The sequence below is a fragment of the Mycolicibacterium aubagnense genome, from assembly GCF_010730955.1.
Lineage (GTDB): Bacteria > Actinomycetota > Actinomycetes > Mycobacteriales > Mycobacteriaceae > Mycobacterium > Mycobacterium aubagnense.
In genome coordinates this window covers 3,655,638-3,676,377 of record NZ_AP022577.1, presented here as the reverse complement: position 1 = coordinate 3,676,377, position 20,740 = coordinate 3,655,638, and the positions used below count along the sequence as shown (strand labels likewise).

The window sequence follows — 20,740 nt, the reverse complement described above, 5'->3', positions numbered from 1 at the left end:
ACCCGGTGCTAGAGGTACCTTTGCCTGCCGTACCGCGTGAACTCCTCGTCCAACGCGCCCTTGGCATCGTCGGTCATAAGTTGGAAGTCCGGCACCCTGTTTCCCACTGGGCGACCCACCCAGCGGTACACCCGTTCCTCGGTATGCCACTTTTCTGCCTGCAGCTCGCGCTTGAGCACCTTGTTGGAGCCCGTGACCGGCAGCGACGCCGAGACCCGCAGGAACCGCGGGGTGCCCTTGCTGCCCAGGTCGTCCTGATCGTTCAGGTACTTCGCGAACGTGTCCATGTCGAACCGGATCGGATCGGCCACCTCGATGGCCGCCATCACCTGATCTCCCGAACGGGGGTCCGGCACCGCGTACACGCCGGCGGCGATGACTTCCGGGTGCCGCCGCAGCACGCGCTCGATGGACAACGCCGAGGTGTTCTCGCCGTCGACCCGAATCCAGTCCCCGCGGCGGCCGGCGAAGTAGATGAAGCCGTTCTCGTCGAGGTAGCCCAGGTCGCCCGTCCAGTACCAGCCGCCCCGAATGCGGTCGGCGTCGGCGGCGTCGTTCTTGTAGTAGCCCTCGAACTTTTTGGTACCGAGCTTGTCGACGATCTCGCCGACGGCGTCGTCCGGGTTGAGGATGCGGCCGTGCCGGTCCAAAACCGCTGGGACACAATCGATCATGGTTTCTGGGTTGACGATCGCCACCCCGGGATGGGCCGGGCGGCCGAGCGCGCCCTCGGGCTGGTCGGGGTCGAGCACCACGGCGCCGCCGCCCTCGCTCGAGCCGTACCCCTCGAACAGCTCCGCCCCGAAGCGGCGCTTGAAGTAGGCCTGGTCTTCCGGCGAGGCTTCGGTGCCGAACCCGCGGCTCAGCTGGTTGTCGGCGTCGTCCGGCTGTTCGGGGGTGGCCAGCAGGTAGCCGAGCGCCTTGCCCACGTAGGTGAAGAACGTGGCGCCGAAGAAGCGCACGTCGGGCAGGAATCCGGACGCCGAGAAGCTCGGGGTGAGGCACACCGTCGCGCCGACGGCCAGCGCCGGGGCCCACAGCGCCATGATGGCGTTGCCGTGGAAGAGCGGCATGCAGCAGTAGTCGACGTCGTCGCGGACGTGGTGGAACTTCTCGACCGCCGAGTGGGCGATCCAGGCCAGGCGGCCCTGGCTGCACTTGACGGCCTTCGACGCACCGGTGGTCCCGGAGGTGAACAGCAGCAGCATCAGCGTTTCGGCGCCGACTCCGTCGCCCGCCGCGATTTGTGCACGATTTTCCGCGCTTGCCGCGGATTTTCGTGCACAAATCGCGTCTTGGTAGGCGGGGTCGTCGATGACCAGGATGCGCTCGGGCGTCAGACCGAGGTCCAGACCCGAAAGCCGTTCCCGCCCAGCCGAATCGGTGACGATCAGCTGGCAGTCCGCGTGCCGGACCTCGCCGGCCAGTTCCGGGTTTCCACGCGTCGGGTTGATGCCGACGATCGTCGCCCCGGCCAGGGCGGCACCGCCCAGCCAGAAGATGAAGTCGGGCACGTTGTCCAACAGCACGCCGATATGAAACGGCCCCTCGGCGCGCAGCTCCGCGGCGTATGCGCCGCGGGCGGCCGACTCCCGGACCACCTCGTCCCAGGTCCAATCCTGGTCCCGGGTGCGCAGTCCCAGCCGCTCGTCGCCGAGACGGTCGAGCAGCAGGGCTGCGATGTTTTCTCGCTGATCAGGCATGAGCTTCGGCGGCGGCGCGCTTCTGGTCGACGTACTTCTGCGGCAGGTCTTCGTGGCTCAGCTTGGTGACGCTGACCGGGCCGGTCTGGTAGGCGTCCTCACCGAGGATCAGGCCGTCGGCGTCGATGGGCCAGTTGATGAGCTGACGGAACAGCAGCAGGTAGTCGCCGGCCGGATCGTCGACCTCGACGCCGATGGCCTGCGCCGCCGCGCCCGGGTAGATCATCTTCATCCAGCCTTCGGTCATGACCAGATTGTCATCGACGGCCAGGCGATCGATCTCGAAAACGAGGTGGTTGGCGCCGCTGGCGACGAATGCCTCGTAGTAGGCGCGCACGCCATCGGTGGTCTTGGGGCCCATGTCGGCGTTGGCGTACCAGAAGTGGTAGTCCGGGTTCGGGGCCAGCGTGGCCATCAGCCGCTCCATGTCGGGTTCCGCTTCGGCCTTCATGTGCTCGAGGACGACGCCCAGCACCTGACGGTGCCGCTCATTGGTGGTGGCGGCGAGGCGTTCCTCGACGGGGGCCCACGTCTTGGTGGGGTCGATGATGGCCAAGCGGGTGCTCCTTGAATCTGCGACTGACGCGGACTGTTCAGTGTGTGTGGCAATCATCACGAACCCGACCAGCCCAGGTCATCCGACAGGCGTCGGATCATTGACCTGATATACCCGACAATCGTCGGCCCTGCTCCGGCCTCAGCGGCCAATCTGGTCGTCCGTCAGCTCCGCCGACGACAGCGTGATCCGGCGGATCATCAGGACCAGGGTCGCCGAGAAGCGATCCAGCGGATCGTCCATGTCCCAACCCAGCTGGGACTCGATGTGCGCCAGCCGCGCCGCGACCGTGCTGTGGTGCACGTGCAGTTCCTCGGCCGTCCGTCGCAGCGAACCGAACACACAGAACGCCTCCGCGGTCTCCACCTGCAGCCGGCCCGCGGGGGTCGCGGCGATCTCGTTGATCCGGGTTAGCGCATGACTACCGCGGGTGGCGTCGGGCGGGAGCTCGGCCAGCAGTTCCAGAGCACTCAACCGCTCGTAGGCGACGGCGCGCCGGCCGAAACCGGTCGACGACGCGAACCGCAACGCCCGCAGGGCCTGTCCCCACGACGTCGGTGCGGCGAAGACTCCGCCGGCCGCCCCGAGGCCGATCCACGGCCCGCGGTCGGCTCCTTCGGGTAGCGGCGCCGGGAAGGCGGCGACGATGGCCCGGTCCAGTTCATCGGACAGGGCGCGGGTGTTGGTCCGGCCCTGGCATACGACAGCCGTCGCGGTACCCAGGTCCGCGGTCCACACCGACACCGAGGTCAGCGCCGATGTGATGATCCGCAATGCTTCGGGCGACGACTGCGCGGACACCGCGAGCACCCGGACCTCGCGGGACTCGTCGAGCCCCAGCAGCCTGATGGCCCGGGCCCGGTCCTCGGGGCGTTCGCGGCTCGACAGCACCACCTCGACCAGGGCCGGATCGCCGAAGCTCGGCGGCACCCGGGCGCTGGTGGCCTCCAGCGTGTGCCGCACCCGGTCGAGCAGCACGCCGTCCAGCGGATGGGCCGGGGCCTCGCGCTGCAGCCAGACCTCTGGCGCCGCGCCGTCCCAGCGCACGTGCACGGGGCAGCCGGCCACCACCCGGGCCGCCGTCAGCACCGCGTCGACACCCGTGGCATCCAGGTCATCGAAGAAGTGCACGAGCCGCAGCACCGACTCCGGGTCGCTGCCCAGCTCGGACAATCGCAACGTGTTCACGCCGCCATTCTGACAATGAATCGCGGCGATGATTCAAAAAAGCAGGACGGTGAACCGCCAGTCCAGTACCTGCCGGTCAAGGCCGTCGGCGTCGACCGCGAACACCACGGACCGCAGGTCCAGCGTGCCGCCGCGGCCCGACGATGATCCGTGGGCCGCCTCGATGTGCAGCTCGCTGTACAGAGTGTCGCCCTCGCGCACCGGGCCGGTGTGGTCGCACGATTCCCAGCCGAGGACGGTCACGATGTTCGGCAGCAGCCGCGTGGCCTGGGCCAACGCCAGACCGATAGTGTGGCCGCCGTACACCAGGCGACTTCCGGCCACCCGCGAATCATGATGTGTGGCAGCGATATTGAGCGTCAGCCGGGCCAGTTCCGGAGCGCCACTGACGACATCGGCCGTACTGGTGAACATCTGGCCGGCGAGCTCCGGATCAAAACCAGGGCCGGGCACCGCGGAGCGCCAGGCATCGACATTCCAGTCCGCGGCGGGGTCCGGGAGGCCCCGCACGGCAGCGCCGATGGCGCTGAGGTCGTCGGTGTGGCCGGTGTCGGCGGCGTCCTCGCGCAGCGGCAGCATAGCGCACCGGTGGAAGTCGAGTACCGTGCGGCCGTTCTGGTCGATGGTGATCATGCGCAGGGCGGCCAACCCGGTGCGCGGCTTTCCTGGTTTGGCTGAATTCTGTTTGAGTCCAACGACTTCAGTGCGCGTAGTGATGCTGTCGCCGATGTGCGGGAAGCGGTGGAAACGCAGGCCGCGGTAGAACAGATTCGCCTTGACCCGTTGGGTGGCCAGAGTGGACTGCCCGATCGCGACGTCGCACACGAGCGCCGGATGCGCGAGCGCCCGCGCCGATCCGGTAACGGCCGCGGACAATCCGGCGTCCAACGGCAGCCGCATGCGGTCGCCGAGGATGGCCTGGTGCACCGCGGCCGCGCCGTCGGTAAGCGTCATGGCCGGCGCCCAGGCGAAGACCTCGCCTACGCCGAGGTCCTCGAAAAACGGTCCGCCTGGCACCATTTGACCGAACGAAGTCACAGCGGGTAATGCTGGCACCACCGTCCGACTCCTGTCCACGGGACGGTACAGATGGATACCGAACTGAACTCTTGCCGATAAAGTCCTGCGCTACCCGACGTGCGCTATCCCGAGTACTTCTCGATCAGCGACTGCTTGTACAGCTTGCCCGTGTCGGTCCGTGGCAACTGCTCTTCGAACGAGATGGACCGCGGGCACTTGTAGTGCGTCAGCCGGTCCCGCAGCCAGGCCAGCAGCTCTGCGCCGAATTCCTCCGTGCCGTCGGCCGGATCCACGGTCTGCACAACCGCTTTCACGCTCTGACCCATCTCGGCATCCGGAATGCCGAACACCGCGGCGTCCATCACCTTGGGATGGGTGACGAGGACGTTCTCCGCTTCCTGCGGGTAGATGTTCACGCCGCCACTGATGATCATGTGGTGCCGACGGTCGGTGAGGTAGAGGTAGCCGTCCTCGTCGAGGTAGCCAATGTCGCCGACGGTGGCCCAGCCGTGCTTATCCCTTGAGGCCGCGGTCTTTTCGGCGTCGTCCAGGTATTCGAACGTGTTCCCGCCCTCGAAGTAGATTTCGCCGGGCACGCCCTGTGGCTGCTCGTTGCCCTCCTCGTCGAGGATGTGCAGGACGCCCAGCATCGGCTTGCCGACCGAGCCGGGGTGCGTCAGCCAGTCCTCGGCGGTGATGAGGGTGGAACCGATGGCTTCGGACGACGCGTAATACTCGTCGACGATGGGCCCCCACCAGTCGATCATCTGCTTCTTGATCTCCACTGGGCACGGGGCTGCCGCGTGCATGACGCGCTTGAGCGACGACAGATCGTACGAATCCCGCACCTTCTGAGGAAGTTTCAGCATTCGGGTGAACATGACGGGCACGAACTGGCCGTGGGTGATGCCGTAGCGTGCGATGGCGTCCAGACAGCCCTCGGCGTCGAACTTCTCCATCACGACGGTGGTGACGCCCTCGGCCTGAATCTGCATCGACCACACCGACGGCGCGGTGTGATACAGCGGCGCCGGGCTCAGGTAGACCGCGTCCTTGGGGAGCCAGAAGCTCATCAGCATCTTCATCAGCCCGGGCACCTCGGCCGGCGGCAGGTGCGTCAGCTCGCGCTTGATGCCCTTCGGACGGCCTGTCGTGCCCGACGAGTACTGCAGCAGGTCACCTTCGATTTCGTCGTCGATCGGCGTATCCGGCTGGCCGGCAACGCATTCCGGGTAGGTGTCCCAACCGGGCAGCTCACCGTCGGCGATCATGAGCAGCTTGGGCAGTCCGGCGGTGAGGTGTTCGGCCAGGCCCGCACAGGTGTCACCCAGGGCCGCCGAGCCGATGACCGCGGTCGCTCCGCTGTTCTCGATGATGTACGCGGCTTCGGCCGGCGTCAGGTGGATGTTGATCGGTACGTAGTACAGGCCGCTGCGCCGCGCACCCCACATCGCGGCGTGCATGTGCTCGTTGTTCTCCATCAGGATGGCAACGACGTCGCCCTCGACCAGTCCGTTGGCCCGGAAATGGTGCGCCAGGCGGTTCGCCCGGGCCTCCAGCTCGTCGAACGTCACCACCGTGCCGGACGGGTGCAAGATGACGGCCGGTTTTCCATTGCCCACGTGCTGGCGAATCTGCATGACGGCACTCTACGACAGAGAACTTGACACCTGTCAAGAGCGGCTACCGAGTTACTACCGACAACTCCCTGCCATCGAACCTGACGGCGTCCGTGTCATCGTCGCCGCCACCGAACGGCGCCCGCAGCGTCGCGGCGACATGACGACGGTTGATGATCAAGCCCACGACCGTCAGCGCACCGTAAACGCCGCACAGCACGAGCCGGCCGGTGGTCGACGTGATCGGGAACTGCACCACGAACAGCGCCAGCAGCAGCCAGGCCGTCGCCCGGTGGAACCGCAGCGACAGGATCAGCGCGACGCCCATCATGGTCTGGGTCGCCGTCAGCAGCACTTCCTCGATCTGCCGGCCGTCCAGCACCAGCTCGGTTCCGCCGCCGCCGGCCAGATACGCGATGGGCAGCGACCCCATCAGCAGCGTCCACTGGTTGACCTTGGACGAGATGAGCGTCGCGATGGCCGCGGTGCTCTTGCCCCGCGCGGCGAAGATGGTCGCGATGATGAACTCCGGCGCCTCCGAGGCCAGCGGCGCCAGCCATTGCACCAGAAGGAAGCGGTCGATGCCCAGTTCGGCACCGGCGGCGATGAGGCTGTTCGCGAACGGCTCGGCGCACATCAGGATCACCGCGCCGGACAGCAGGAACAGCGCCACGACCGTGATCCGGCGGGCCCGGTCCGGCAGCGCGCCGAGGGCCGCGGCGGTGCCGACGAGGTCAGGCTCTTCAGCCTCACCGCGGGTGAGTTTGTACAGGTAGAAGCCGAACCAGGCCAGCAATGCGACACCCAGCACCAGGTGGATGCGACCGGTCGCCGGGATGATGAAGGCGACGAGTCCGGCGATGAGCAGGAAGCCCAGCTCGACCCGGTTGCCGGGGTCCAGCGCCAGCAGCCGTTTGCTGCTCTGGTCCGCCGACATCTTCTGCGCGACGTACAGCCCGACGATCACCACGACCGGCCAGCCGATACCCATGAGCAGCCGGTTGGAGCCGGTCATGTTGGCGGCGGCGTACTGGACGTATTCGGCGTTGTGGCCGGCGACGTAGGCGTAGTAGAGGTCGACGGCATATTCGGGCAGCACCGCGATGAGCGCCAGGACGGCGATGGCGAGGCCACCGGACACGTCAACCTGCGCTGCTTCCGCGGCCCAGGCCAGGACGAAGCTGGCGGCGACGACGGCCGCGCCGAAGGCCAGCAGCGAGACGACGGGGTTGGGGTGGATACCCGTGAGGCGCAGCGCCACCGCGGGAGCGACGAACACGGCGGCCAGCAGCAGGGATCGCACAAGCGGCCGACGCGTGGTCGGGCCGGCGGATCGGGTGCTGGTCACGCCGGAGACGATAGCCACCCAAAGTAGCGTCAGCAACTTAGCCGTTGCTACGAATTGATGGCGACCGCGCCACTGAATTTGCTGGTCAGAGTCCTAAATGTTTCAAGTTTGGTGACCCTAATTCAATTGTGTGGCTAACCACCATCGCAGGCGTTGGCGACCCGTCGGGCGCACGCCCACACTCGTCGCGGACACTCCGCAGATACACAAAACCCCCGATCTCCGAGGAGACGGGGGCCTGTGTGTTTGCGCGAGGAGAGTCCTAGCTCTCTTCAGCCAAGCGGTGCTTCAGGGCGTCGAACTCGTCCTTGATGCCGGTCGGCAGCTTCTCGCCGACGAACTCGAACCACTCTTCGATCAGCGGCAGCTCGTTGCGCCACTCCTCGACGTTGACGGCCAGCGCCTCGTCGACGTCGGCAGCCTTCACATCCAGGCCCTCGAGGTCCAGGTCCGCGGCGGTGGGGACGATGCCGATCGGCGTGCTCTTACCCTCGGCCTGGTGCTCGATGCGCTCGATGGCCCACTTCAGCACGCGGCTGTTCTCACCGAAGCCCGGCCACAGGAAACGGCCGTCGTCGCCGCGGCGGAACCAGTTGACGAAGAAGATCTTCGGCATCTTGGACTCGTCGGCATTCTTGCCGATGTTGATCCAGTGCTGGAAGTAGTCACCGACGTGGTAGCCCAGGAACGGCAACATGGCCATCGGGTCGCGGCGCACGGTGCCGACCTTGCCCTCGGCCGCGGCGGTCTGCTCGGAGCCCAGGGTGGCGCCGATGAACACACCGTGCTGCCAGTCGCGGGCCTGAGTGACCAGCGGCACCGTGGTCTTGCGGCGGCCGCCGAACAGGATCGCCGAGATCGGCACACCCTGCGGGTCGTCCCACTCGGGGGCGACCGACGGGCACTGCGAGATCGGGGTGCAGTAGCGCGAGTTCGGGTGCGCGGCCTTGGTCTCGGTCTCCCGCAGGATCCAGTCCTGACCCTTCCAGTCGATCAGGTGCTCGGGCTCGCCTTCCAGGCCCTCCCACCAGACGTCACCATCGTCGGTCTTGGCGACGTTGGTGAAGACGGTGTTGCCGGCGGCGATGGTCTTCATGGCGTTCGGGTTCGACGACCAGTTGGTGCCCGGCGCGACGCCGAAGAAGCCGAACTCGGGGTTGACGGCGTACAGCCGGCCGTCCTTGCCGAACCGCATCCAGGCGATGTCGTCACCGACGGTCTCGGCGCGCCAGCCCGGGATGGTGGGCTGCAGCATCGCGAGGTTGGTCTTACCGCAGGCCGACGGGAACGCCGCGGCGATGTAGTACGCCTTGTTCTCCGGGGAGATCAGCTTGAGGATCAGCATGTGCTCGGCGAGCCAGCCCTCGTCGTGCGCCATGGCCGAGGCGATGCGCAGCGAGTAGCACTTCTTGCCCAGCAGCGCGTTGCCGCCGTAGCCCGAGCCGTAGCTCATGATCTCGCGGGTCTCGGGGAAGTGGGTGATGTACTTGGTCTCGTTGCAGGGCCACGGCACGTCCTGCTGGCCGGGCTCCAGCGGCGCACCGATGGAGTGCAGCGCCTTGACGAAGAAGCCGTCGTCGCCGATCTTCTCGAGCGCCGCCGCACCCATGCGGGTCATGGTGCGCATCGACACGACGACGTACTCGGAGTCGGTGATCTCGACACCCAGCTTGGGGTCCTCGGCATCCAGCGGGCCCATGCAGAAGGGGACGACCCACATGGTGCGCCCGCGCATGCTGCCGCGGTACAGGTCGGTCATGATGGACCGCATCTCGGCCGGGGCCATCCAGTTGTTGGTGGGGCCGGCGTCCTCTTCGCGCTCCGAGCAGATGAACGTCCGCGACTCGACACGGGCGACGTCCGACGGATCCGACAGCGCGAGATAGGAATTCGGCTGCTTCTCCTCGTTCAGCTTCTGGAAGGTGCCGGCCTCGACGAGCTGGGCGGCGAGGCGGTCGTACTCCTCGGCCGAGCCATCGGCGAACATGACCCGGTCGGGCTGAGTCAGCTCCGCAACCTCACGAACCCAGGCGAGCAGCCCGGCGTGATTGGTCGGAGCGGCGTCGAGACCGGGAATGGTCGCTGAGGTCATCAAATTCTCCTGCTCGCAAATCGCAGCTATACCTCTTTAGAGGTTAACGTGAGTGACATACAAGTGGACAATCGGGCGGCTGTCCGATCTCTCACAAGAACGATTCAGAAAGATCGATCACCGGTCGGCGAATCCGCTGGTACCACCATCCAGGGCGCACAACAGACGAGTTACCCGTCAGTAGCGTGGTAGGTCCACTCGGCACAATTCCTAAATCGGTCAATTTTTCGTTTTGTGATGTGCCGACGCCATACCTGCCTGCGCCTCCAGTAACCGGTAAGCCAGTTCCTCTTCACACGCCTGCCGCGCCGCCGTGACGGTCGCGACGACCCACCGTTCCAGCACGGCCCGACGATGCAGACGAGCGCGGACTCCGATGACTGCCACGGTCAGCGTCAGGCCCAGCGCCAATCCCAGTGCCCCGCCGATCCCGTCGGGCACCCCGGTCAGCCCGGCGGCCACTCTGGCCAGCCCCAATGCCGCACCCAGGCCGAAACCCGCGCCCAGTACGGTGCCCAACCACATCTCGTCCGGCCGCTGGGCCAGCGCCGGCGCGGGGACGTCGGCCACCGGCCACCGTTCCGCTGGCCTGCAGACACCCACCGCAACGTCGGTCTCGTCGCGAATGTCACTCGCCACCCCGGCCAGCCGACGACGAACCTCGGCCTCGAAACCCCCGGCGTCGTCGCGGCCGGACGGCACGCGGGCAAGCAGGTCGGCCCGCAGCCTGTCGAATCGCCGGCGGGCGTCGCGGACCAGATCCAGCCGGGCCCGCTGCAGTTCCAGGCGGGACATCACCCGTCCCGAACCGGACTGTGCGAACAGCCGCAAAGAGCCGCGGCTGATGTCCGCGGCGCAGCTGCGGTGCAGGTCATCGGTGGTGCGACGGCCATAGCGGCGCCAACGCACGGCCCGTCGCAGATGTTCGTCGGCGTCCATCCCGCGGTCGACGACGAGGCCGTCGGCTTCCAGCGCCGCTGTTGCCGCAGCGGTGACCAGGGCCGCCGTCGTATCGGATGTCAACCACCGCGACACCCGGTCGTCATCCGATTCTGTTGCCGCCAAAGCGATTTCAGCCAGAGCCGCACGAATCGCCCGATACCGGCCGGCAGCATCACCGCTATCTGTCCCGGGAACGACGCGCGCCAGGGCCGGAACGTCCGCCGCCAACCCCTCCAGCGCCGCCGTGAACCGCTGCCAAATTTCCCCAGACACCCCATCCCCCAGATGCCATCGTCGCACCTCGGCGCGGGTGCGACCGACGCCGTTTTCCAGGCAACTGTTGGGTATCAATCTGCACCACGATGCGGGCTCTCACAGCCGGATGAGAGACGATGGACGGATGTATGCCCAGCGCGAGGACGACGCTGCGTCGTCGGCCAGCGCGGCAGCGGCCGAATCCACCGCCACCCCGCCGCCACAAACCGCCGCCGCCCACCAGCACCGTCGAGTGACCAGCTTCCGGTCCCGCCGCTCGTCACTGTCGACCGGTCAGCAGAGCACCTGGGACCGCCGCTGGCCTGAGCTGGGCAAAGTCGCCCGCTCCGAAGACGGCGAACCCGCCCCGCTGATCGACACCGCCGCCTGGTTCGGGCGCACCGCACCGGTCGTGGTGGAGATCGGCAGCGGCACCGGCATCTCGACGCTGGCCATGGCGCAGGAGGAACCGCACCTGGACGTCATCGCCGTCGAGGTGTACCGCAAGGGCATGGCCCAACTGCTCGGCGGCGTCGACCGGGCGGGCCTGACCAATGTGAGATTCGTCCGCGGCGACGGCGTCGACGTACTGGAACACATGATCGCGCCGGGCACCCTGACGGCGGTGCGCGTGTTCTTCCCCGATCCCTGGCCCAAGGCCCGCCATCACAAGCGCCGGCTGCTGCAGTCCGAGACGGTGGCCTTGATCTCCAGCCGCCTGAGGCCCGGCGGCATCCTGCACGCGGCCACCGACCATGCGGACTACGCGGTGCAGATCGCCGAGGTGGGCGACGCCGAGCCGACGCTGCGCCGCACGTCAGTCGACGCCGACCTGCCGATCTCGGTGCGGCGGCCCACCACCAAATACGAGGCGCGGGGCATGCGGATGGGCAGCCCCATCACCGAGCTCATCTGGGAAAGGCTGTAGGTGACCACCACCACTGAGGCCTTTCCACAGGCCGTGCCGCAGGCCATCCCACAGGCCAAGCCCTACCCGGCGGCCCCGCCGCCGGGTCCGCGGCCGCACCGCGTGCTGCTCGTCTGGGACGCGCCGAACCTGGACATGGGCCTCGGGTCGATCCTCGGCGGCCGTCCGACGGCCGCGCACCGGCCGCGATTCGACGCGCTGGGCCGCTGGCTGCTGGCCCGTACCGGCGAGATCGCGGCCAGTCGGCGGCCCGACCAGGCGCCGGTGTCCCTGGAACCCGAAGCGACCGTCTTCACCAACATCGCCCCTGGTAGCGCCGATGTCGTGCGGCCGTGGGTCGAGGCACTGCGCAACGTCGGTTTCGCGGTGTTCGCCAAGCCCAAACTGGACGAGGGCAGCGACGTCGACAGCGACATGCTGGCGCACATCGCGCTGCGCCGCAGCGAGGGTCTGGCCGGCATCTATGTGGCCTCGGCCGACGGCCAGGCGTTCCGTCAACCGCTGGAAGACATCGCCCACGACGGCACTCCCGCGACCGTGGTCGGATTTCGCGAACATGCCAGTTGGGCGTTAGCGTCGGATACCTTGGACTTCGTCGACCTGGAAGACATCCCTGGTGTCTTCCGGGAGCCGCTGCCGCGAATCGGCCTGGATTCGCTGCCTGATCAGGGCGCGTGGCTGCAGCCCTTCCGGCCGTTGTCCGCGCTGCTGAGCTCGCGCGTTTAGGAAAAAACTACAGATGACGTGTGCGCCGGCCAAAAATGGCAAACAACTTATGCAGGACTTTATGCAGATAATCGTGAGGAGCTGACGTGTTCGCCTGGTGGGGTCGAACGGTGTACCGATTCCGATACATAGTGATCGGAGTCATGGTCGCACTGTGCCTAGGTGGCGCCGTATACGGGTCCAGCCTGGGCGAGCATGTCACACAAAGTGGCTATTACAACGAGGAAAGCCAGTCGGTGCAGGCCTCGGTGCTGGCCGACAAGGCGTACGGCCGTGACCGCAACAGCCTGGTGGTGGCCATCCTGACCCCACCCAACGACGGCAAGGTCACCGACCCGGCCTGGCAGAAGAAGGTCGCCGGCGAGCTCGACTCCTTCGTCAGCGACCACAAGGACAAGGTCCTGCAGTGGGTCGGTTGGTTGAAGGCACCGAACGTCGACCCGACCACACCGGTCGGCGCCAAAGTCCAGGCGATGAAGACCGCCGACCTCAAGCACACCTTCGTCACCATCCCGATCGCCGGTGACGACGATGACTCGATTCTGAAGAACTACCAGGCGGTCGCGCCTGACCTGCGCAAGGTCAACGGCGGAAACATCAAGCTGGCCGGCATGGAACCGCTGGCCAGCGAACTGACCGGCACGATCGGTACCGACCAGAAGCGCGCCGAGTTCGCCATCGTGCCGCTGGTCGCCGTCGTCCTCTTCTTCGTGTTCGGCGGTGCCATCGCAGCCGCCCTGCCGGCCATCATCGGCGGTCTGACCATCGGCGGCGCGCTCGGCATCCTGCGTCTCACCGCGGAATTCGGGCCCGTGCACTTCTTCGCGCAACCCGTCGTGACGATGATGGGCTTCGGTATCGCCATCGACTACGGCCTGTTCATCGTGAGCCGGTTCCGAGAAGAACTGGCCGACGGCTACGACGTCGAGGCCGCGGTTCGAAGATCCGTCATGACCTCGGGCCGCACTGTGGCGTTCTCCGCCGTGATCATCGTCGCGTCGTCGCTCCCGCTGCTGTTGATCCCACTCGGTTTCCTGCGGTCCATCACCTACGCGATCATCGCGTCGGTGCTGTTGGCCGCGTTCCTGTCGAACACCGTGCTGCCGGCGGTACTGGGCATCCTGGGCCCGAACGTCGACGCCTTGGGCGTGCGCACCCTGTTGAAGGTGCCGTTCCTGGCCAATTGGCCGTTCTCGCGCAAGATCATCGACTGGTTCGCCGAGAAGACCCAGAAGACCAAGACCCGTGAAGAGGTCGAGAAGGGCTTCTGGGGCCGGCTCGTCAACGTCGTGATGAAGCGACCGCTGGCCTTCGCCATGCCGATCGTCGTCGCGATGATCCTGCTGGTGATCCCGATCGGCCAGCTGGCGCTCGGCGGCCTCAGCGAGAAGTACCTGCCGCCGGACAATGCCGTGCGCATGGCTCAGGAAGAGTTCGACAAGACCTTCCCCGGCTTCCGCACCGACCCACTGACCCTGGTGATCAAGAGTGACAACGGCCAGCCCGTCACCGATCAGCAGATCGCGCAGGTCAAGGCGAACGCCGCAACGATCAGCGGATTCGTCACGCCCGAGAACGACAAGTCCAAAATGTGGTCAGAACGGGACGGTAAGACCGCCGACCCCTCCGTACGCGTTCTGCAAAACGCGCTGGTCAACTCCAATGACGTGGACCAGAAGCTCAACGAGCTTCGTGCGCTGCAAGCACCGCACGGCCTGACGGTGATGGTCGGTGGCACCCCGGCACTGGCACAGGACAGCATCAGCACGCTGTTCGAGAAGCTGCCGCTGATGTCGGTGCTCCTGGTGGTGACCACCACGATCCTGATGTTCCTGGCGTTCGGTTCGCTGGTGCTGCCCATCAAGGCCGCATTGATGAGCGCCCTGACGCTGGGCTCGACCATGGGCATCCTGACCTGGATGTTCGTCGATGCCGGACACGGTTCCGGGTTGCTGAACTACACGCCACAGCCCCTGTTGGCGCCGATGATCGGTCTGATCATCGCGGTGATCTGGGGTCTGTCCACCGACTACGAGGTCTTCCTGGTGTCCCGCATGGTGGAGGCCCGCGAACGCGGTATGTCCACCGCCGAGGCCATCCGGATCGGTACCGCGACCACAGGTCGACTGATCACCGGTGCCGCACTGGTGCTGGCCGTCGTCGTCGCCGCGTTCGCGTTCTCCGACCTCGTCGTGATGAAGTACCTCGCCTTCGGCCTGCTGATCGCACTGCTCCTGGACGCCACCGTCATCCGGATGTTCCTGGTGCCGGCCGTCATGAAGCTGCTCGGCGACGACTGCTGGTGGGCGCCGCTGTGGATGAAGCGCATCCAGCAGAAGCTGGGCCTCGGCGAGACCGAGCTGCCCGACGAGCGCAAGCGTCCCGCGGTCCGCGACCCCGAAGACCCGCGCGCCCTCGTCGGTTCGGGTGCCCCGGTCCGTCCGCCGCACGATCCGACGCATCCGGCCGCCGGCCAGCGCGCCGTTCCGACCCGGATCGTCCCCGGTCAGCCACAGCCGCCGAGCCAGGCTCCGACCAACCGGATGCCGAGCGCTCCCCCGCAACCACCGGCTCCGCAGGCCCCGCCCGCGCCGTCGGCTCCGTCCGCTGAGCCGGCGACCACGCGATTCAGCGCCGCCAAGGGCGCCTTCCGCAACGTGGTGTCGAACGTGACTCGCGCCGTCACCCCGCAGAACGGGGACCCGACGCCGCCCGCCACCGCCGTCGGCGACGCGGCAACCACCGCGTTCCGTCAGGCCGACCCCGCCACCACCGCGTTCCGTGCGCCGGGCGGTGTCGCCCGGCCGGCCGACACAGGCCAGGACGACACCGGTAACCGGGAGATCGAGTCGTGGCTCGGGCAGCTGCGGGGCAACATCAGCGCCTCCGGGCCGCAGATTCAGACCCCGTCAGACGCGCCGGGCGAGGGCAACGAGCCGACCACGGCGTTCCGCGCCCAGCCGGCCGATGCGCCGGATGCCACCGAGAAGATCGACACCGAGCAGACCCAGCGTCGCGGTACCGGCGGCGGGGTCAGCGCTCAGGATCTGCTGCGCCGGGAGGGCCGTCTGTAGCAGGCGGCAGTCCCCCCGGCGACACCGCCGCGGCGGCGACAGAACCGGCTTTGACCAGTTGCTCGGCCTCTGTCGCCTCCGGATCGGTGGCGATCAGCACCCGGATGGCGCTGTTGAGGAACGCGACGATGGGTACCGCGATCAGCGCGCCGATGATGCCGGCGGTGACGCCGCCGCCGGCGATGGCCAGCACGACGGCGAGCGGGTGGACGGACACCGCGCGGCCCATCACGATCGGTTGCAGCACATGGGCTTCCAGTTGTTGCACCGCGATGATCAGGCCGAGCGCGATCAGTGCGTAGATCCAGCCTTTGGCGATCAGGGCCACCACCACGGCCACGAAACCGGTCAGCACGGCACCGACCAGCGGCACGAACGCGCCCAGGAACACCAGTGATGCCAGCGGGAGCGCCAGCGGCACGCCCATGATCGCCAGCCCGGTGCCGATGCCGACGGCGTCGACCATCGCCACCACGAACGTCGCGCGGACGTACCCGATCAGGGAGCCGAACCCCGCCCGGCCGGCGTCCCGCACGCGGTCCCGGACCGAGGCCGGGACGATCTTGGTAACGAAGGCGTAGATGTCGCGCCCGCCGTGCAGCAGGAAGATCAGGGTGAAGAGAGTGAGCAGCAGGCCGGTGATGATCTCGGTCAGCGCGCCGGCAGTGGAGAACACCCCGCTGGTCAGCCTGGACTGATTGTTCTTCAGGGCGTCGATGGCGGTTTGGCCGACGCTGTTGATCTGGTCGCTGCTCAGATGCAGGATCGGGCCTTCGGTCAACCATTTGCGCGCGCCGTCGATGCTTCTGGCGACCTGGTCCACGAGCGCCGGAGCCCCGTCGATGAACTGGGAGACGACGAACGTCAGGATGCCGCCCATCACCACGATGGAGCTGAGCAGCATCACCGCGACGGCCGCACCGCGCGGGAGTCCGCGCCGGGCCAACATATCGACGGCGGGCAACAGGAACGCCGTGGCCAGGGTCGCCAGCAGCACCGGCACCACGATGACTTCGAGCTTGGTGACCACCCACAACGCGGCGAGCACTGCACCGAAGATCGCCAACAATCGCCATGACCAGGCTGCGGCCTTGCGTACCACCGGATCGACCGCTTCGTGGGCATGCGACATGGGCGCCAGCGTAGCGCCGTGCGATGACACCGCGGGATCGTTGGCACTGCCTACCGCACACGGCGCGCCGCCCACGACACGCCGGATACGCTACGTGGATGTCGAACGAGGCTGCGCCAGGCCCAATGACGGCCCGCCGCCGCGGCCCGTGGATGGCTTGCCGGCGCGGTGCGGCCCGCCCGCGGCCGGTTCGGGTGCGCGGCAAGTACTGGTGGCTGCGCTGGGTTCTGATCGGCATCGCCGTCGCCGTGCTGACCATCGAGGTCGTGATGGTGTGGGAGCAGCTGGCCAAGGCGTGGCTCAGCCTGCTGTCGGCGACGTGGTGGTGGGTCGCCGCGGCGGCCGTCGCGGCGCTGGCCTCCATGCACAGCTTCGCGCAGATCCAGCGCACCCTGCTCCGGTCGGCCGGCGTCCAGGTCAAGCAGTGGCGGTCCGAAGCAGCGTTCTACGCCGGCAACGCACTGTCCACCACGCTGCCCGGTGGCCCGGTGCTCTCGGCCACCTTCGTGTACCGCCAGCAGCGGCTGTGGGGCGCCTCGCCGTTGGTGGCGTCATGGCAGCTGGTGATGTCCGGGGCGCTGCAGGTGGTTGGGCTGGCCCTCCTGGGGCTGGGTGGCGCGGTCCTGCTCGGCGCGAGCAAGAACCCCCTGTCGCTGATCTTCACCATCGGCGGTTTCCTGGCACTGCTGGTGCTGGCGCAAACCGTCGCGGCCAACCCGCAGCAGATCGACGGCATCGGGGTCCGGCTGCTGTCCTGGTTCAACTCGTTGCGTGGCAAGCCGGCCGACACCGGACTGGACGGCTGGCGCCGCACCCTGGCGCAGCTGGAATCGGTGAGTCTGAGCCGCCGGACGCTGACGGTCGCGTTCAGCTGGTCGCTGTTCAACTGGGTCGCCGACGTCGCGTGCCTGGCCTGCGCGGCCTACGCCACGGGCGGCCATCCGTCGCTGGCGGGTCTGACCGTCGCGTATGCCGCCGCCCGCGCGGTCGGAGCGATTCCGCTGATGCCGGGCGGGCTGCTGGTCGTCGAGGCGGTGCTGGTGCCCGGCCTGGTGTCCAGCGGCATGACACTCGCGGCCGCGATCTCGACCATGCTGATCTATCGCTTGGTCAGCTGGATCTTCATCTCGGCGATCGGCTGGGTGGTGTTCTTCATCCTGTTCCGCACCGAGAAGGACTTCGACCCCGACACCACCGATACCGCTTCCGGCGGTCCGGACTTCCGGGGTTCGGTACCCGACGCCCCCGAGACGCCGCATGACACCGGCTAGTCGGCTGGCGACGGCGCTCGTGCTCGCCGCCACCCTGACGTCGTGCACGCCGGCACCGAAATCGGCTGAAACATCCTCTCCACCAACCAGTTCCACCGAGTCCACCGCGCCGATCGTGACCCCGGTCCTGGCCGACGTCGTCGCCGCGCCCATCGCGGTTCCGGCCACCGACGGCCGTGTCCACCTGGCGTACGAACTGCTGCTGACCAATTCCTCGCCCGAGCCGGTGACGGTGGATTCGGTATCGGTCATGGGTCCGGCCGGCCCGCTGCTGCAACTGTCCGGCGCAGGGCTGGCCTACTGGACCCGGACCATGGGCACCCGGATCAGCACGAACAATCTCGGCCCGGGCCAACGCGCCACCGTCTGGCTGGATGTCAGTCTTCCCGCGGGAAGCCCTGTACCCCAACAGCTTTCACACCGCGTGGTGGTCAAGGTGCCGAAACCGATGCCGCCGCTCGTGCCGCCGGTGGTCACCGAGAACGTCGCGCCGGTGCCGGTGTCCGACCACAAACCCGCTGTCATCGAACCGCCACTGCGTGGCGCCGGCTGGCTCGACGGCAACAGCTGCTGCGACATGACGCCACATCGGATGGCCCTCAACCCCATTGACGGAAAGCTCTGGGGCGCAGAACGATTCGCCATCGACTACGAGCAGCTGCAGCCCGACGGGCGGCTGTTCACCGGCGACGGCGCGAAGAACACCAGTTACGCCTACTTCGGGGCCGACGTGCACGCCGTGGCTGCCGGCCCCGTCGTGGCGGTCCTCGACGGACTGCCGGAACAGGTGCCCGGTCAGAACCCGACCGGACTCACGCTCGCGCAATACGGCGGCAATCATGTCGTGCAGGACATCGGAAACGGGAACTTCGCGTTCTACGCGCACCTACAGACCGGTAGCGTCACGGTCAAGCCAGGCGACCAGCTGAACGCCGGGCAGGTGCTCGGACACGTTGGCAATACCGGCAATTCGACCGGCCCACATCTACATTTTCACGTGATGAGCACAGCAGACCCGCTGCGCTCCGACGGCCTGCCGTTCGTCTTCCGCTCGTTCCGACTCACGGCACGCGTGGACAGTATGGCGGCCGGTGAAGCGCTCGAAGCCGGCCGGCCCGCACAGCTACAGCCCGGCTTCACCGCCAGCGACGAAAACAATGTCAGCCCACTGAATCTGGACGTGATGACCTATGACAACTGAGCAGGCCACCGGAAACCGCCGCGCCGCACTGGCTTTCCTCGCAGACGTGGTCTGCGTGGTGATCTTCTGCGCCATCGGTCGGCGCAGTCACGCCGAGGGCATCACGCTGGCCGGAGTGGCGCACACGAGCTGGCCGTTCCTGACCGGAACCGTGGCGGGCTGGGCCCTGTCGCGGGGCTGGCGCCGCCCGACGGCACTGAACCCGACCGGATTGGCGGTCTGGGTCAGCACCGTCGTGATCGGCATGCTGCTGCGCAAGGCGTCGGCTCAGGGTGTTGCCGTCAGCTTCGTGATCGTCGCGTCGACCGTCACGGCCATCCTGCTGCTGGGCTGGCGCGGCGCAGTTCGATTCTTTAAGTGATTTGTGCACGAGAATCCGCGCCAACCGCGGATTTTCGTGCACAAATCACTGACGGATGCCGCAGCGGTCGCGGATGTCCTTCAGCGGCTGCCGGATGCCCTGTAGCTCGGCCTTGGTCTGCGGGTTCGCAGCCAGGTACTGCTTGACCTTGGCGTGCGCCTGATCCTTCGACAGCCCCCGGAGGCTGCTGAAGAAGTCGTTCACATCCGGGTGAGTGAACAGGTAGGCAGAGGTCGACGCGTCGACGCCCGCTCTGACACCGGCCAGGTCCGCGGCAGTGCAGTTGGGCGGCGCGTCGTCGGCGAGGGCCGACGGGACAGCACCGAACAGCATGCCGCCGGCGACCACGCCGGCGCCGATGAAGCCGGCAACAACACGTCGCCCGGCCAGAGCTGTGAGCATCATGTGGTCAAACCCCTTCGTCGAGAATTCCGGTGGGAGGACCCCGACGGGGCTACCGGCCCCTCAAAGATAAGCAGAAGAGCCGGCACCACGCCTGGCGTTGCTCAGCGAGCGGCGGGTTGCGTCGCCGCGACGGCCTGCGCCGCCGGAATGGACCCCGTCGCCGTCGTAACGCCAGGGAGGGTGGGCGTGAACGGCACGCTGCCGGGCACGCTCGGCATCGCGGGCACCGCGGCCGGCAGACCGCCGCCCTGCTGTGCCGACTGCATCAGCCCCATCAGCTGCGGCAGCGTCAACGGCAGCTTGCACTGCGAGGACAGCGTCACCAGTGGCGCCTGGAGGTTCTGCAGCGCGGCACCCTCCTGCGGGTTGGCGTCGAAGTACGTCTTGAGCGCCGCCAAGGACTGCGGTCCGGGCTGCTGCTGCGAGATGGTCGTCAAGGTCTGGTTCGCCGTCGGGTGCGCGTCCAGATACGTGCCGGTCGACGTGGCCACCATGCCGATGGTCTTGGCGACCTGGCTGGCCGCGCACGGATCCTGGCCCGCACCCGCCGACGGGGCGCCGAACGACGTCACCACGACACCGCCGAGCGCGGTTACAGCGAATACCCCGGCAAGCCCGCGGCGGGCCGTCACGATGGTCGTCTTCATGGGCACAACTCCTCACGGTTTACGGGCCAGCGACGGCCGCGTAAACACTCGGCAAACACTGATTTCCCGGGGTGGCGCGGATCGACGTGCCGGACCTCATCCGGGATTCGGCTCTTGCCATCTTGCCATCGCCGCCGGGCCTGCGCCCAATCCACACAGCAAACATCCAGGTCAACGATCAGTTACCGCCACCCGGCAAACCCGCCAACCGCCGCCGACGGGGTTGCTGGATACCTCGGCAGCCGCCCGGTTGCAGTTGGATCAAGGTTCCG

The 20,740-nt window shown here is 67.5% G+C and carries 17 protein-coding genes; 6 read left to right on the top strand and 11 right to left on the bottom strand.

Going from position 1 to position 20,740, the window contains the following annotated elements:
- Window positions 1-8: 8 nt before the first annotated feature.
- The 8 genes from G6N59_RS17820 to G6N59_RS17785 all read right to left on the bottom strand — a co-directional run bounded on the left by G6N59_RS17820 (window position 9) and on the right by G6N59_RS17785 (window position 10,741).
- Window positions 9-1,703 carry a steroid-22-oyl-CoA synthetase gene (locus tag G6N59_RS17820; RefSeq protein WP_138228129.1) on the bottom strand — a complete coding sequence of 565 codons (1,695 nt, stop codon included), beginning with the start codon at window positions 1,701-1,703 and terminating at the stop codon, window positions 9-11.
- Window positions 1,696-2,259, bottom strand: coding sequence for a nuclear transport factor 2 family protein (locus G6N59_RS17815; protein WP_179970214.1), 564 nt, complete (start codon window positions 2,257-2,259; stop codon window positions 1,696-1,698). The genes G6N59_RS17820 and G6N59_RS17815 overlap by 8 nt, the downstream gene beginning before the upstream one ends.
- A gap of 141 nt (window positions 2,260-2,400) precedes the next feature.
- The gene (locus G6N59_RS17810; RefSeq protein WP_138228127.1) at window positions 2,401-3,447 is read right to left on the bottom strand and encodes a PucR family transcriptional regulator; all 1,047 of its coding nucleotides are present in this window, start codon (window positions 3,445-3,447) and stop codon (window positions 2,401-2,403) included.
- Window positions 3,448-3,480: 33 nt separating this feature from the next.
- Complete coding sequence (locus tag G6N59_RS17805) at window positions 3,481-4,467, bottom strand: MaoC family dehydratase (RefSeq protein WP_138228153.1); 987 nt, start codon at window positions 4,465-4,467, stop codon at window positions 3,481-3,483.
- A 122-nt stretch (window positions 4,468-4,589) separates the two neighbouring features.
- Window positions 4,590-6,107, bottom strand: a complete 1,518-nt coding sequence (gene fadD4 / locus G6N59_RS17800) for a fatty-acid--CoA ligase FadD4 (protein ID WP_138228126.1) — start codon at window positions 6,105-6,107, stop codon at window positions 4,590-4,592.
- A 43-nt stretch (window positions 6,108-6,150) separates the two neighbouring features.
- On the bottom strand, window positions 6,151-7,434 hold the full coding sequence (locus G6N59_RS17795) for a calcium:cation antiporter family protein (protein ID WP_234884017.1): 1,284 nt from the start codon (window positions 7,432-7,434) through the stop codon (window positions 6,151-6,153).
- Between the two features lie 262 nt (window positions 7,435-7,696).
- Window positions 7,697-9,526, bottom strand: a complete 1,830-nt coding sequence (locus G6N59_RS17790; RefSeq protein ID WP_138228125.1) for a phosphoenolpyruvate carboxykinase (GTP) — start codon at window positions 9,524-9,526, stop codon at window positions 7,697-7,699.
- Between the two features lie 219 nt (window positions 9,527-9,745).
- Entirely contained in the window at window positions 9,746-10,741 is a 996-nt protein-coding gene (locus tag G6N59_RS17785; protein ID WP_138228124.1) for a hypothetical protein, read from the bottom strand.
- A 109-nt stretch (window positions 10,742-10,850) separates the two neighbouring features.
- On the opposite strand from G6N59_RS17785, the gene trmB reads away from it, so the two are divergent.
- From trmB to G6N59_RS17770, 3 genes are all read left to right on the top strand, one after another.
- On the top strand, window positions 10,851-11,651 hold the full coding sequence (trmB, locus tag G6N59_RS17780; RefSeq protein WP_407665714.1) for a tRNA (guanosine(46)-N7)-methyltransferase TrmB: 801 nt from the start codon (window positions 10,851-10,853) through the stop codon (window positions 11,649-11,651).
- A gap of 45 nt (window positions 11,652-11,696) precedes the next feature.
- On the top strand, window positions 11,697-12,377 hold the full coding sequence (locus G6N59_RS17775; protein WP_234884020.1) for a PIN domain-containing protein: 681 nt from the start codon (window positions 11,697-11,699) through the stop codon (window positions 12,375-12,377).
- 86 nt (window positions 12,378-12,463) lie between these two features.
- Window positions 12,464-15,451 carry a trehalose monomycolate exporter MmpL3 gene (locus tag G6N59_RS17770; RefSeq protein WP_138228122.1) on the top strand — a complete coding sequence of 996 codons (2,988 nt, stop codon included), beginning with the start codon at window positions 12,464-12,466 and terminating at the stop codon, window positions 15,449-15,451.
- Here G6N59_RS17770 and G6N59_RS17765 read toward each other — a convergent pair.
- Window positions 15,411-16,583, bottom strand: coding sequence for an AI-2E family transporter (locus G6N59_RS17765; RefSeq protein ID WP_138228121.1), 1,173 nt, complete (start codon window positions 16,581-16,583; stop codon window positions 15,411-15,413). The two genes, G6N59_RS17770 and G6N59_RS17765, sit on opposite strands and share 41 nt — an antisense overlap.
- Before the next feature lie 152 nt (window positions 16,584-16,735).
- Here G6N59_RS17765 and G6N59_RS17760 point away from each other — a divergent pair, with 152 nt between their 5' ends.
- From G6N59_RS17760 to G6N59_RS17750, 3 genes are read left to right on the top strand one after another with little or no spacing between them, the layout of a single operon-like run.
- Complete coding sequence (locus G6N59_RS17760; RefSeq protein ID WP_138228150.1) at window positions 16,736-17,854, top strand: lysylphosphatidylglycerol synthase transmembrane domain-containing protein; 1,119 nt, start codon at window positions 16,736-16,738, stop codon at window positions 17,852-17,854.
- Complete coding sequence (locus G6N59_RS17755) at window positions 17,841-19,055, top strand: M23 family metallopeptidase (protein WP_138228120.1); 1,215 nt, start codon at window positions 17,841-17,843, stop codon at window positions 19,053-19,055. The genes G6N59_RS17760 and G6N59_RS17755 overlap by 14 nt, the downstream gene beginning before the upstream one ends.
- Window positions 19,045-19,416, top strand: a complete 372-nt coding sequence (locus G6N59_RS17750) for a DUF3054 domain-containing protein (protein ID WP_138228119.1) — start codon at window positions 19,045-19,047, stop codon at window positions 19,414-19,416. The genes G6N59_RS17755 and G6N59_RS17750 overlap by 11 nt, the downstream gene beginning before the upstream one ends.
- Window positions 19,417-19,461: 45 nt before the next feature.
- Here the strand turns inward: G6N59_RS17750 and G6N59_RS17745 are convergent, their stop codons facing one another.
- Together G6N59_RS17745 and G6N59_RS17740 are read right to left on the bottom strand one after the other, a co-directional pair.
- The gene (locus G6N59_RS17745; RefSeq protein WP_138228118.1) at window positions 19,462-19,821 is read right to left on the bottom strand and encodes a heme-binding protein; all 360 of its coding nucleotides are present in this window, start codon (window positions 19,819-19,821) and stop codon (window positions 19,462-19,464) included.
- A 101-nt stretch (window positions 19,822-19,922) separates the two neighbouring features.
- Window positions 19,923-20,468, bottom strand: a complete 546-nt coding sequence (locus G6N59_RS17740) for a hemophore (protein WP_138228117.1) — start codon at window positions 20,466-20,468, stop codon at window positions 19,923-19,925.
- Between the last annotated feature and the right edge of the window lie 272 nt (window positions 20,469-20,740).